We start from the raw sequence: 13,717 nt of genomic DNA, 5'->3' as shown, positions 1-13,717 counted from the left end.
GTTCAACGGTCTTGAAAAGCGGTATGTTTCGTTTGAATTTATTGAGCTAGCGAGACCGCCGCAACCTCTTTCACTGGCACAGGCACCAATCCGGACCGGAATTTGATCTTTCTGTTTCAGTTTGGCCTGCTTGAGGGTTGCGTTGAGGCTGCGGCCATCGACTTCGAGGAACCGAATGAGAGATTCGATCCAATCCGCGCGCATCGACTGTCTGTCGGACAACACACGCGTGCTGCGCGCGCTTGCCGTGCTCGAAGAGCTGGCGGCGGCGGGCCAGCCGTTCTCGCTGTCGCAACTGTCCGCGCGGCTGCATATTCCGAAAGCGACGCTGATGCGGCTGATCGAGTCGCTCGAACAGCAGGGCTATGTCACGCACATGCCGGATTCGCGCGGCGCCGACCGCGCAATCGCGCTCGGTCCACGCGCCGCGCAACTCGCGCTCACCACACTTGCGAACAATACGTTCACGCGCGCGTGCCGTTCGCTGCTGCGCACGCTCGTCGATTCGCTCGGCGAAACCTGCAATCTCACCGCGCTCGACGGCGACACCGTGCTCTATATCGAACGTGTCGAGACCACCGAACCGCTGCGTCTGCAGATGCAGCCGGGCACGCGCGTGCCGATGCATTGCACGGCGAGCGGCAAGCTGTTCCTGTCGCAGATGCCGCCGTCCGAACGCCGGCTCGTGCTGTCACGACTCACGCTCAAGCGCATGACCTATCGCACGCTGACCGACACGACCCTGCTCGAAGCGGAACTGGACCGCCTCGCCGCGCGCGGCATCGGCATCGACAACGAGGAATTCGTCAGGGGAATGGTCGCGGTTGCCGTGCCTGTCAAAGATGCGGCGAACGGCCACGTACTCGCGTCGCTTGCGATTCACGCGCCGACCGCGCGCGCCAACCTCAACGATCTGCTCGCGACTGTGCCGAGACTCAAGGAAACGGCACAAGCGCTTGCGCCGCTACTGCAGCATGGGGAAACGCTGCCAGGCCGAGGCGTACGCGAAGCCAACGCAAGGTAAGAGCGAGTCCGGCTACACCGCCGTTACTTCTCTGACTATCCGCATCCTCGCGCCGTGTTCGCTCACCAGCGCCTTCCTTACCCCGACCTTTCACGGACGAATACACGAACAGACGCACGGCAACACGCCCCGTCGAGATCCCCGTCAAGCAACGACATCGGGGCAATTTGCACATCGAGCGGCTTAAACAGGGTCCGCGTCAACGATTGATTTATATCAATCGCCGAATGGGGGGAACCGCACACTATGTAGACGTTCCCAACATTCGAGGCTTTCGCAAATGGACCTCCCGCTCAGCGGTATCAAAGTGATCGATTTCACCGGCGTACAGTCCGGTCCCGCGTGCACGCAGATGATGGCCTGGTACGGAGCCGACGTCGTCAAGGTGGAGCGCCCCGGCGTCGGCGACGTGACGCGCAATCAGTTGCGCGACATCGCCGATCTCGATGCGCTGTATTTCACGATGCTCAACAGCAACAAGCGTTCGCTCGAACTCGACACGAAGACGCCCGAAGGCAAGCGGATCATGGAGCAGTTGATCCGCGAAGCGGACGTGCTGGTCGAAAACTTTCACCCGGGCGCGATGGATCACATGGGCTTCACGTGGGAGCACTTGCAGGAGCTGAATCCCCGGCTGATCTTCGGGTCGGTGAAAGGCTTCAACGACGATTCGCCATACGCGCACATCAAGGCCTACGAAAACGTCGCGCAATGCGCCGGCGGCTCGGCGTCGACAACCGGTTTCTGGGACGGCCCGCCCATCATCAGCGCGGCTGCGCTCGGCGACAGCAATACCGGCATGCACCTGTTGATCGGCCTGCTCACCGCCCTGCTTGGCCGCGAAAGAACGGGCAAAGGCCAACGCGTGACGATCTCGATGCAGGACAGCGTGCTCAATCTTTGCCGCGTGAAGCTGCGCGACCAGCAGCGCCTCGAGCGCGTCGGTTATCTCGAAGAGTATCCGCAGTATCCGAACGGCACCTTTACCGACGTCGTACCGCGCGGCGGCAACGCGGGCGGCGGCGGCCAGCCTGGCTGGATCCTGAAATGCAAGGGTTGGGAAACCGATCCGAACGCGTATATCTATTTCACGATTCAGGAGCAGAACTGGCCAGCGACCTGCGACGCCATCGGCAGGCCGGAATGGATCGACGATCCCGCATACGCGACGGCGAAAGCGAGGCAGCCGCACATCTTCGACATCTTCGCCGAGATCGAAAAGGTGCTCGCGGATAAAACGAAGTTCGAGGCCGTCGACTATCTGAGCAAGTTCGACATTCCTTGCGCGCCGGTGCTGACCATGAAGGAGATCGCCAACGATGCGTCGTTGCGAACCAGCGGCACCATCGTCGAAGTGGAGCAGGAGAAGCGCGGCAAGTATCTGACGGTGGGCAGCCCCATCAAATTCTCGGGATTCACGCCGGTCATCAAGGGCGCGCCGCTTCTTGGCGAGCACAACGAGGAAATTCTCGCGGGGCTCGGCTATTCGAAGCAGCAGATCGAGACGCTGCGCGAAACCAAAGTGATTTGACGCGCCAACCCCTCACCGCCGCTCACTGATCCGAACGAGATGCAAATGGCCGATTCTCCCACTCAAGGTACGATGACGGATGGTTTTCATCTCGTCGTGCAGTCGCTCAAACTCAATGGCATTGACACGATCTACGGTGTCGCCGGCATTCCCATCACCGACCTCGCGCGCCTTGCGCAGGCCGAAGGCATACGCTACCTCGGATTCCGGCACGAGCAGTCCGCCGGCAACGCCGCGGCGATCTCCGGCTACCTGAAGCAATGGCCGGGCGTCTGCCTGACCGTATCGGCGCCGGGCTTCCTCAATGGGCTCGTGGCGCTCGCGAACGCGACGACCAACTGCTTCCCGATGATTCAGATCAGCGGCTCCAGCGACCGCTCGATTATCGATCTGCAGCAAGGCGACTACGAGGAACTCGACCAGCTCAACGCAGCGAGGCCATTTGCAAAGGCGGCGTTCCGGATCAACCGGCCCGAAGACGTCGGTATCGGCATCGCCCGCGCGACTCGCGCGGCAGTCTCGGGCCGTCCGGGCGGCGTGTATCTCGACCTCACCGCCGCCTCCCTCGCCGCGACGATCGATGCCGATGCCGCTCGACGCTCGCTCGTGAAAGTGGTGGACGCGGCTCCCCCGAGACTTCCGTCGCCGGCCTCCGTCGCGCGGGCGTTGACGCTGCTCGCGGGCGCAAAACGTCCGCTTGTCATTCTTGGCAAAGGGGCCGCTTACGCGCAAGCCGATGCTGGAATTCGTGCGTTTCTCGAGGAAACGGGCATTCCCTATTTGCCGATGTCGATGGCTAAAGGGCTTTTGCCGGACGACCACCCTCAGTGCGCGGCGGCCGCACGCTCTTTCGTGCTGAGTCAGGCCGATGTCGTCATGTTGATCGGCGCGCGTCTGAACTGGTTGCTCGGCCACGGCAAAGCGCCGCAATGGTCGCCTGACGCGAAGCTGATCCAGATCGACATCGAACCCAACGAATTCGACAGCAATCGCGCCACCGCAGCCCCCGTTGCCGGCGACATCGCGACGACGATAGCGGCATTCGGCGCGGCGCTCGCGGCGACGCCGGTGCGCGCGCCGGCCGCGTGGACCGATGCCATTGCGCAACGGCGCAGGCACAACGAAGAACGCATGGCCGCGAGTCTGAACAGCAACCCCGAGCCGATGACATTCCAGAGCGCATTGCGCGCGGTGCGCGACGTCCTCGCGGCATACCCCGAGGTCTATCTCGTCAACGAAGGCGCGAACACGCTCGACTTCGCGCGCAACATTATCGACATGAAGCTACCGCGCAAGCGGCTCGATGCCGGCACCTGGGGCGTCATGGGCATCGGCATGGGCTATGCCATCGGCGCCGCGGTAACGGGCGGCAAGCCCGTGGTGGCGATCGAAGGCGATAGCGCGTTCGGTTTCAGCGCGATGGAGATCGAGACCATTTGCCGCTACGGCCTTCCGGTCGTTGTCGTGATTTTCAACAACGGCGGCATCTATCACGGCGACGACATCAATCGCAGCGGCGGCCCGGATCCGGGCCCGACGGCGCTGATGAGCGCGGCGCGCTACGACCGGATGATCGAAGCATTCGGCGGCAAGGGGTTTCATGTCACGCGGCCCGACCAGTTGGCGGCGGCACTGTCCGCCGCGCTGGCGGCCGGTACGCCCGCGCTGATCAACTGCGTGATCGATCCGCGCGCAGGTACGGAAAGCGGTCATCTCAAGAACCTGAATCCGAAAAGCGGACTCGCCACCGCGCATTGACGATCGGCGCACGCACACGCTTTTCCTTTACGGAGCAACCTCAATGGACAGGTCGTCAGTCGCCGCGGCGCGACCCTCCGGGCCGTTTTCGGACCTGCTGGTCGTCGATCTCACTCATGTGCTGAACGGGCCGTTCGGAACCAATATCCTCGCCGACCTCGGCGCCCGCGTGATCAAGGTGGAGCAGCCCGGGCACGGGGACGATACGCGCCTGTATGGCCCGTTCGTGAACGGCCAGTCGCTCTACTTCAGTTTCGTGAACCGGGGCAAGGAAAGCATCGTGCTCGATCTGAAAGCCGATGCGGACCGCGAAGTATTCCTGAATATCGTGCGCAAGGCCGACGTGCTCGCCGAGAACTTCCGGCCCGGTACGATGGAGCGGCTTGGCTTGTCATACGACGCGCTCTCTGCGATCAACCCCCGGCTGATCTATGCGTCGTCATCGGGCTTCGGCCAGACCGGGCCGATGGCCAGCTATCCCGCCTACGACACGATCGTTCAGGCCATGAGCGGCATTCTCGACGCCACCGGCTTTCCGGACGGACCGCCGACGCGCGTAGGCACGTCGCTGTCGGATCTGTGCGGCGGCGTCTTCATGTTCAGCGGCATTGCGAGCGCGTTATACGACCGTCAGAAGACCGGCAAAGGCGCGCATGTCGACGTTGCGATGTTCGATGCGACGCTCGCGTTCCTCGAGCACGGGTTTATGTCGTACGTGGCAACCGGACGCGCGCCGGGGCGAATCGGCAACCGGCACCCGTATATGGCGCCTTTTGACGTTTTCGAGGCGCGCGACCGGCAGTTCGTGATCTGTTGCGGCAACGATTCGTTGTTCCAGAAACTGTGCCATGCCGTTGCACGGCCCGAGCTCGCGACAGACGCGCGCTTTGCGGACAATCACGGCCGGATGGAAAACAGCGCCGCCTTGAAGGCCGAACTCGAGCGCACGCTACGCGACCGGGATGCATCGCACTGGTTACAGGTCATTCACGAGGCCGGTGTGCCGGTCGGGCCATTGCTCGATATCGCGGAGGCGGCGGCCTTGCCGCAAACGGCCGCGCGCAACATGGTGATCGAAGCGGGAGGCGTCCGGATGCCAGGCAACCCGATCAAGATCAGCACTTATGCGGATCCGGCCGTGCGGCCGGGTGCGCCGTCGCTCGACGAACATGGCGCATCGTTGCGACACGAGTTCGCGGCCGTCACCGCGGTTCCCGACTGCGCGGAGCGATAAATGGATATCTCCGTCTCGCGGACCGGCGCAATTCCGCTGCATGTCAGCGCGCGCCGCGTGGTTGCGCTCACCACGGTGTGCGGATTCGTGGAAGTGATCGGCTATAAGGACGCTGGCGGCATCTATCCGGCGATCATGACCGGCAACACGGTGCAACTGGGCTGGAGCCTCGCGCAAGGTGCATGGGCGCGCTTCTCGCTGCTTGCGTTTGCCGTCGGGGCGTTCTTCGTCGGCTGCATGATCGCGAGCGCGATCAAACGTCGTCTGAAGCGGCCCGCGCTGGAACTTTGCATCATGTCAGCCGTGCTGGTGGCGACCGGTATCGTGCGCGAACATACGGCGTTGCGCGTCCCCGTCGAGTTGCCCTTGCTCGCGCTGGCGCTCGCGATGCAGGGTGAAACCGTCAGCCGGTTCGGCGCCGTGTCGTTGCAAACGCTGGTGGTGACCAACAACATGGTCAAGTTCTCAGATGCATTCGTTGGGCGCTATTTTGGCGGCCATAGCCCAACGCACGACAAACGTCCCACGCTGGATGAAGTATTGCTGCCGGGCCTTGCGTGGCTCACGTACAGCCTCGCGGCGGCCGCGGGCGCCCTCGCCGCGGGCCTGATGTCGGAGCCGCTGATCATTCCGGCGCTGCTGCTCGTTCTGATTACGCTCGATCTGGTCAGGCTTCCGGAGCACTGACGGATTGCGCCGGGCAGGCTCGATCTGCATGTCCGATAAGGATTCGATGAAATGAAAAATTCTTCGCACGCAAAGCACACCATTCCTGTTTTGCCGTTCCTGTGGCCGTTGGCGGCCGGCCTTGCGATGTTCGAAGCGGGCTCGGCGCTGTCCGCCAGAAATCTCGCCTTTCTGGTCGAAGAGGAAAAGCTCCATTTCGGACTGCATCCTGCACTCGCGAGCGCGAACCGCCCGCTACTCGACCTGCGCACGATGGTCTTGCGCGACTATTCGGCCGATGCAGCGCAAGGTCTGCCGACCATTGTCGATGCGCCTTATGCGGGCCACAGTGCGATGATCGCCGACTTCCATCCGGGACAAAGCCTGATGGAGACGCTCAAGACCCATGGCGTCGGACGACTGTTCCTCACCGACTGGAAATCGGCGACGAGCGACATGAAGGATCTCGAGATCGATCAGTACCTGGCGGAACTGAACGTGTGCGTGGACGAACTCGGTGGTCGCGCAAACCTCGTCGGCTTATGCCAGGGAGGCTGGATGGCCGCGATGTACGCCGCCCGCTTTCCCGACAAGGTTGCAAGCCTCGTGCTGGCCGGCTCGCCGATCGACACCGACGCGGGCGACGGGCCGATCAAGCGCATGGTGCACACGTATCCCGAGTCGTTTTACGAGGAGCTGGTCGAGCTTGGCGGAGGATTGATGCGAGGACGGATGATGCTGCGCGGCTGGAAAAACATGCATCCGGACCAGCATTACATCTCCGGGTACGTCGATCTGTATGAGCACATCGACGACCCTGTCTATGTGAAAAAGGAAGAGGCATTCGAAAGCTGGTATGAGAATCCGCTCGATCTGCCGGGACGCTGGTATCTGCAGGCGATCCGGCAGATCTTCAGGGAAAACCGCCTCGCGAAGGGGACATTTGTCGCACTGGGGCGCACGTTGAACCTGAGCGCGATCACGTGTCCCGTCTATCTCCTTGCGGGTGAATCCGACGACATCACGACGCGGGAACAGGTATTCGATGCCGCAAAATATCTGGGCACTCCGCCCGAGCGTATCGCGCAACAACTCGTGCCTGGCGGACACATCGGGCTATTCATGGGAGCGCGCACGCTAAAGGAAACATGGCCGCGAATTGCTGCCTGGATTTCGACGGCCGCGTAAAGCGCCGAGCGTGATACGACTACGCACACCAGGCTGGCAAACGGTTCTCCCGGGCATAACGGGAACGACTCACGACGCGTAACTTTCGAAAATACCGTGGCTCGGCGCAGATTCTGCCGTCGCGCAATACTGCCGGTCGAGCGTCGCAGCGTTACGTCACACACCTTCGACAAGAACGGCGCGATAACGCGCACCTTTGAACCGGTGCTGCGCGGCTTCCTGATAAGCCGGACTGTCGTACCAGGCACGCGCGGCGGCTGTCGACGGAAACTCCACGATCACGACGCCCTCGGGCGCTTCGCCCTCGAGAACCTGCTGAGGACCGTACGCAGCGAGGATCTTGACAGGATGACCCTTGAACGTCTCGCCTACCTTGCTCTGGTAGATGTCGAGTTCAGCCTGATCCTGCGTGCTTTCCTTCGTGAAGACAATGTAAGTGGCCATGGGCGTAGGCTCCTGCGATGGTGTGAGGAGCGACGATGATGCCATGAAACTACGCCGGGCTTCGGTCTGCCGTGCCGGCGCAGATGTCGACCGCGCGCCTCGCCTGGAGAACAACCTCGACCGGCCCTGCGTTTCGTCATTTTTTTGTAATAACCAGGTAACCGCCTGGTTCGAACCGCGCCCGTAGACTTTCCTCACGTTGTTTCAACACCATCGCAGCAACATCAACGAAAGGAGATCGGCATGAAACTCAGCATGATCGGCGCTACCCTCACCGCGCTCTCTTTGACCTTCGCAGCTCACTCGGCGTTGGCCGAGACGAATGCGCCTGCCACCCCCGTGCACAATATCGTGCTCGTGCACGGCCTGTTCGCCGACGGGTCCAGTTGGGAAAAGGTCATTCCGCTGTTGCAGGCAAAGGGATTCCATGTGACCTCGGTTCAGAACCCGACGACGTCGCTGGACGCGGACGTCGATGCGGTCAAGCGCGCACTCGCTCAGCAAGACGGGCCGACGCTGCTGGTTGCCCACTCGTATGGGGGCATGGTTATCAGTCAGGCAGGCGACGACCCGAAGGTCACGGGCCTCGTCTATATCGCAGCACGCGCGCCCGAAGCCGGCGAAGACTATCCGGCGCTCACGCGCAAGTTTCCGGCTGCTCCGGCATCGGCAGGACTGCAGTGGTCCGCGGACGGCTATGGCAAGCTTTCCGAAAATGCATTCGTCAAGGACTTCGCAGGCGACCTGCCGACTGCGGAGGCCGAAAAGTACTACGCGGTGCAGCAGCCCATCGGCAAGGCCATCACCATGGCCAAAACAACCGTCGCGGCATGGCACGACAAACCGACATGGTATGCCGTCTCGACCGAAGACCGCACGATCAACCCCGATCTCGAACGATTCATGGCGAATCGGATGAAGGCGCACACGATCGAGATTCCTTCGTCGCACGTATCGCTGATTTCGCATCCGCAGGAAGTCGCTAATCTGATTCTGGAGGCGGCGGGGCAGCCGGTGAAGTGACGACTGACCGAGGGGCGGCTTTCGCAATGAGGGAGTGGATATGCTCCTGTTGCGAAGCGCCCTGTTTGACCGGATTGCACCCGGTAACGCGATATTCCGCCGCCGGATGCGCCGGCTTATTGCGCCTGTGAGACGAGCGCGCAAAACAGTCTCCGGTTCTACTTCACCCTTCACAATGTCGGCCTCGTCGCCTTCGAAGGTGATCCAGCCTTCGTTGAACCCATCGAGCACGCGGATACGCGGCATGGGTTGCATCGGCGGTCAATCATCGCTACGGGCATGAGGAAATCGTCGCGCTCGCGTGGCGCATTCCGTTCCTGATCGGCGGACTGTTCGGCCTGCTCGCCGCCTTCATGCGCCGCTGGCTGCAGGAGACGCCGGTGTTCGTCGAAATGCGGCAGCGCAAGTCGCTTGCGCCCGAAGTGCCGTTGAAGGCCGTGCTGCGCGATCACGGCGGCCCCGTGATGGTTTCGATGATCCTCACATGGACGCTGACCGCGGCGATCGTCGTCGTGATCCTGATGACGCCGACGCTGCTGCAAAAGCGCTTTCATCTCGATGCCGCGACGACGCTCGCGGCGAACTCGGTCGCGACCTTGTGCCTGACGATCGGCTGCGTGATTTTCGGCTCGCTGGCCGGGCGCTTCGGCGCGGCGCGCACGATTTTCGCCGGTTGCCTGCTGCTCGCGGTGTCGTACTACGTGATGTTCACGCGGGTCGCAGCCGATCCGCCTCACTGATCGCGTACTACGCGGTGACGGGCTTTTAATCGTCCAGAATGACAAAAATCGAGTCATTTACGACAGGTGCCCTGCCATAGGAATCCTGGACAGAAACGAGTGCGAATGTTTCGGAGCAGTTCTCCTCTTGAGGCGCGAGGTGTGTGCCGCGCCGGTCTCGGTGGTTTGCATGCGAATGCCATTAAATCCTACGGGCAATACAATTTTGCCTTGGCTCGCAGTATCCAAACCACCATATTTTCATGAGGGTTCTATCTGCGCGACACGCACCAGTTTGCGATTGACGAATTCGGCAATGCCCAGTTCCGACAGTTCACGCCCGAAGCCGGAATTCTTGACGCCACCGAACGGGACTTCCGGTCCAGCGTTGACAAACGAATTGATGAATACCATACCGGCCTCGATACGATCAGCCACCCGCTTCGCGCGCTCGATATCAGCACTGAATACCGACGAGCCGAGGCCGAATTTCGTTGCGTTCGCGATGTGGATCGCTTCATCCTCGGTGTCCACGACATGAAACGACAGCACCGGGCCAAAGGCTTCCTGATGGAAGAACGGGTTGTCCCCGGCGATATCGGTGATGATGGTCGGTTCGACATAGAAGCCGGGCCGATTCATGCGCCGGCCGCCGCAGACAATGCGTGCCCCGGCAGCCTGCGCCGCGTGAATCTGCGCAATCAGCCCGTCGACGGCGCGCTCCGACACGAGCGGCCCGATGGCCGACGCCGGATCGGACGGCTCACCCACCGGCAGCGCGGCGTACTGTTCGACCAGTATCTGCAGAATCTGCGCGCCGCGTTCCCTGCCCACGACGATCATCCGCTTGATCGACGCGCAGGCTTGCCCGCTATTGATCATGCGTCCGAGTACACATTGCCTGACCGCCTGCTCGATGGGCGCGTCCTCGAGGACGATTGCGGGATCGCTGCCGCCAAGTTCGAGTACGACTTTCTTCAGGTTGCGCCCTGCCCGTTCGGCGACTGCGGCGCCAGCGCGCTCGCTGCCGGTCAATGTCACGCCACGGATCCGGAAGTCGTCGATCAAACGTCCGGCCTGCTCGACGGTGCAGAAGAGGTTCGTGTACACGCCCTCCGGCGTTCCCGCTTCGACGAACAGACGCGCAAAGGCGAGCGCCGATTGCGGCACCTCCTGCGCCTGCTTCATCAGCAGTACATTGCCTGCGGCAATCTGCGGCGCGGCGACGCGCGCGATCTGATAATACGGAAAGTTCCACGGCTCGATGGCGAGCAGTGCGCCGATCGGCTCGGTGATGATGACCGCGCCCGGCGCGTCGGGCACCGCCCGCGGCTGCAGAAACGTTCCGGCATGCTTGCCGTAGTAAGCAAGAATATCCGCCGCAAGGTCGACTTCGTAATAGGCCTGGCCGATTACCTTGCCCATTTCCAGCGTGAGTAGGCGTGCATATTCGTCGCGCTTCGTGCGCAGAATTTCACCCGCGCGGGCAACTAATTGCGCGCGTTGCGTGACGGGCCGATGCTTCCAGTCGCGGTGATAGCGCTCGTGCGCAACGTGCAGCGCCATCCGTATTTCCTCATCCGTCTGGAACGGAAATTCCTTGAGCAGCTCGCCCGTGGCCGGGTTGATTGTGCGAAAACCCATCGTATTGCTCCTTTGCGCTTCATTAAGTGCGTTCCAGGATTCAGGAACGGAATCGTTGTGTTCGCCGTCGAGGAGTGGCTGCGGATGCTCAGGCCCGCGAGGGAGCGGCAACGCGCACGACAACCTTGGCATCGCTTTTACCGCTGATCACGCGAACCAGCGCCGCCGGCGCATTCTCGAGCCCGTCGACGATCTGTTCGCGGTAGCGCAGTTCGCCCGACACGACGAGTGGTGCCGCAAACGCACGCCAGTCGATAAAGTTCTGCGGCCGGTCGTGCACGATAAAGCCCTCGATGCGCAGGCGCTTGCGGACGACCGGGAAGAGATTCGGGCCAGGCGCGGGCTGCGTATCGTTGTATTCGGCGACCATCCCGCACATCACCATTCGCCCGAAATCGTTCAGCAGCGGGAAGACTGCGCGCTGCACGGCGCCACCGACACTCTCGAAGTAGACGTCGATGCCTCGCGGACAGGCATCGCGCAGCGCGGCGTGCACGTCCGTGACTGAGCGATGATCGATACATGTGTCGGCACCTAGCTCGTGGCACACGTAGCGGCATTTCTCCTCGCCGCCGGCAATGCCGGTCACATGTGCTCCGGCTCGCCTCGCGAGCTGCACGACCACGGAGCCTACCGCGCCCGACGCGGCTGAAACGACGACCGTCTCGCCGGGCTTCGGCTTGCCGATCTGCGTCAGTCCCGCGAATGCGGTTGCGCCCGGCATGCCAAGGATGCCGAGGTAGGTCGACCACGGCGCACCGCCGTCCGGTAATAAGGTCAGCGCCGATGCCGGGGAAACGATGTGGCTCTGCCAGCCTCGTGCACCAAGTACGATCTGGCCGGGGATAAAGTCAGGATGGCGGGACGCGACCACTTCGCCAATGGTCTCGCCGGTCATCGGCTCGCCGAGCTTCACCGACGGCGCGTACGATCTGGCATCGTCCATGCGTCCCCGCATGTAGGGGTCGATCGAGAGCCATAGGGTTCGGGTGAGAACTTCGCCGTCATCGGGCTCAGGCATTGCACCCTCGACAACGGCGAAGTTGCTGGCTGTCGGTTCCCCGTGCGGGCGGCTGCGCAGAATGACGGAACGGCTGATTCCGCTCATGGGTTGCATCTCCGTATGAATCGGCAAGCGCAGCGATACGTCGAATCGGACGCAATCTCCATCTGCGATGCGTAGGCTCGATCCTACGGAGACCCGCGCGAAAGATTAGCGCCCCTGGCCACAGTTGACTCGTGCATCAGATGCAGCAATTCAATGAGATCGACGCGCCATGGGTGGCGGGCGGACTACCAGGGCTGGACCTTGAACCTGTCGACGATCCAGTCGATGAAGACGCGCGTTTTGAGCGGTGTGTAACGCGCGGACGGACGAACGAGGTGGACACCTCCGCCGTGAGTAAACTGCCAGTCGGGCAGGATCGGCACGAGCTGGCCGCTGGCGAGTTCGTCGACGATCAGCCAGCGGGCGCAGACCGTGATGCCGATACCCGCTACAGCGGCGCAGACGAGACTGGACGAATCGTCGGCCGTCATCCGGAACGGGAGGCGCACGGTATGCACTGTGTCGCCGTTGCGGAACTTCCATTCCGGGTAGCCTTCGAGTCGCGGATTGGCGAGACAGACATGCATAGCCAGCTGATCAGGCGTTTCGGGCGTGCCATGCTGCGCAAGATAGGCACGCGAAGCGACCGCGAGGCGCTCGTTCGATGCAAGCTGGCGGGCAAGTCATCACCACCCATTGAACGGTGTATGCGCCAGGGGAAAGCTTCGGAACCGCAACTGTAAGCACGCGTGGGTTCGATGAATCTACTTTTGCCCTTTCTTTCGTCGCAGGCACGCCCGGGGCATCGACGACCTTAATCGAACTAAACGATGATTCGAGATCCTCATTGAATATCAGACGGATGGCGTCAGGCGCGAGGTCCACTGTGCTTCCCGCCGCGGGCGCCGCGCTTTCAAGCTTTCCGTGAGCGATTGCCAGAACCGGAACCAGTCCGATGACGGCAGCAGCAACAACACCAATCGACTGTTTTCGCATAGAAGTGCTCATGTTGTACTCCATGAGAGAAGCGGGGCGTCCGGAATCAAACCGTACGAAGCGCCCCGTCGGCCGTTACTGTTTCTGCAGCTTCGTAACGGTCAAGGTCCCGTTGACTTCTTCAGCAACGAAGTCAATCCTGTCGCCAACCTTTACCTGCGACAGCATTGCCGGGTCCTTGACCGTGAAGACCATGGTCATGGCTTCCATGCCAAGATTCTCGAGCGGCCCATGTTTGATGGTCAGCTTGCCTGCGGCGGTATCCACTTTTTTCACTTCTCCGTGCGACATGCTGTTCTGCCCGTTGCCGTGTTGTGCACCGCTGTCCATGTTCATGTCGCCCATATCGCCTGCCGCGTAAGCCGCTGTCGACGTCGCCACAACGCAACCCATCACAATCGATGCAAATACGTTTTTCATCACGCTCTCTCCGCAATTAGAG

Annotated in this window: 12 protein-coding genes and 2 pseudogenes; 8 read left to right on the top strand and 6 right to left on the bottom strand. The window is 61.9% G+C overall.

Features of this window, described 5'->3' with window-relative positions:
* Positions 1-175 precede the first annotated feature (175 nt).
* The 6 genes from QYH69_RS08655 (at position 176) to QYH69_RS08630 (ending at position 7,401) form a co-directional block, all read left to right on the top strand.
* Positions 176-1,024, top strand: a complete 849-nt coding sequence (locus QYH69_RS08655) for an IclR family transcriptional regulator (protein ID WP_308831470.1) — start codon at positions 176-178, stop codon at positions 1,022-1,024.
* Between the two features lie 280 nt (positions 1,025-1,304).
* A complete protein-coding gene (frc, locus tag QYH69_RS08650; protein WP_308831469.1) occupies positions 1,305-2,555 on the top strand; it encodes a formyl-CoA transferase in 1,251 nt (416 codons plus the stop codon).
* A gap of 39 nt (positions 2,556-2,594) precedes the next feature.
* Complete coding sequence (gene oxc, locus QYH69_RS08645) at positions 2,595-4,313, top strand: oxalyl-CoA decarboxylase (RefSeq protein ID WP_374992372.1); 1,719 nt, start codon at positions 2,595-2,597, stop codon at positions 4,311-4,313.
* A gap of 43 nt (positions 4,314-4,356) precedes the next feature.
* The gene (yfdE, locus tag QYH69_RS08640; protein WP_308831467.1) at positions 4,357-5,547 is read left to right on the top strand and encodes a CoA:oxalate CoA-transferase; all 1,191 of its coding nucleotides are present in this window, start codon (positions 4,357-4,359) and stop codon (positions 5,545-5,547) included.
* Positions 5,548-6,234, top strand: a complete 687-nt coding sequence (locus tag QYH69_RS08635) for a DUF1275 family protein (protein WP_308831466.1) — start codon at positions 5,548-5,550, stop codon at positions 6,232-6,234.
* Positions 6,235-6,285: 51 nt separating this feature from the next.
* Entirely contained in the window at positions 6,286-7,401 is a 1,116-nt protein-coding gene (locus QYH69_RS08630) for an alpha/beta fold hydrolase (protein ID WP_308831465.1), read from the top strand.
* Positions 7,402-7,557: 156 nt separating this feature from the next.
* Here the strand turns inward: QYH69_RS08630 and QYH69_RS08625 are convergent, their stop codons facing one another.
* On the bottom strand, positions 7,558-7,845 hold the full coding sequence (locus QYH69_RS08625) for a DUF1330 domain-containing protein (protein ID WP_075157134.1): 288 nt from the start codon (positions 7,843-7,845) through the stop codon (positions 7,558-7,560).
* Positions 7,846-8,088: 243 nt separating this feature from the next.
* On the opposite strand from QYH69_RS08625, the gene QYH69_RS08620 reads away from it, so the two are divergent.
* Positions 8,089-8,868: an alpha/beta hydrolase gene (locus QYH69_RS08620; RefSeq protein WP_308831464.1), complete on the top strand. Its 780-nt coding sequence runs from the start codon at positions 8,089-8,091 to the stop codon at positions 8,866-8,868.
* A gap of 248 nt (positions 8,869-9,116) precedes the next feature.
* A pseudogene (locus QYH69_RS08615) lies at positions 9,117-9,631 on the top strand (MFS transporter); the annotation flags it as partial.
* Between the two features lie 217 nt (positions 9,632-9,848).
* On the opposite strand, the gene QYH69_RS08610 reads toward QYH69_RS08615, so the two are convergent.
* The 5 genes and pseudogenes from QYH69_RS08610 to QYH69_RS08590 all read right to left on the bottom strand — a co-directional run bounded on the left by QYH69_RS08610 (position 9,849) and on the right by QYH69_RS08590 (position 13,695).
* Entirely contained in the window at positions 9,849-11,231 is a 1,383-nt protein-coding gene (locus tag QYH69_RS08610; RefSeq protein WP_308831463.1) for an aldehyde dehydrogenase family protein, read from the bottom strand.
* Between the two features lie 88 nt (positions 11,232-11,319).
* A complete protein-coding gene (locus QYH69_RS08605; protein ID WP_308831462.1) occupies positions 11,320-12,339 on the bottom strand; it encodes an NADP-dependent oxidoreductase in 1,020 nt (339 codons plus the stop codon).
* A gap of 185 nt (positions 12,340-12,524) precedes the next feature.
* Positions 12,525-12,899, bottom strand: a pseudogene (locus QYH69_RS08600) (substrate binding domain-containing protein); the annotation flags it as partial.
* Positions 12,877-13,287, bottom strand: coding sequence for a copper resistance protein CopC (locus QYH69_RS08595; RefSeq protein ID WP_308831461.1), 411 nt, complete (start codon positions 13,285-13,287; stop codon positions 12,877-12,879). The gene QYH69_RS08595 and the pseudogene QYH69_RS08600, both read right to left, overlap by 23 nt.
* A gap of 63 nt (positions 13,288-13,350) precedes the next feature.
* Positions 13,351-13,695 (bottom strand): copper-binding protein, encoded by a 345-nt coding sequence (locus tag QYH69_RS08590; protein ID WP_308831460.1) that lies wholly within the window; start codon positions 13,693-13,695, stop codon positions 13,351-13,353.
* Between the last annotated feature and the right edge of the window lie 22 nt (positions 13,696-13,717).

Source organism: Paraburkholderia sp. SARCC-3016 (assembly GCF_031119615.1).
Taxonomy (GTDB): domain Bacteria; phylum Pseudomonadota; class Gammaproteobacteria; order Burkholderiales; family Burkholderiaceae; genus Paraburkholderia.
The sequence above is the reverse complement of the archived record's forward strand: the minus strand, read 5'-3'. Positions and strand labels throughout refer to the sequence as shown.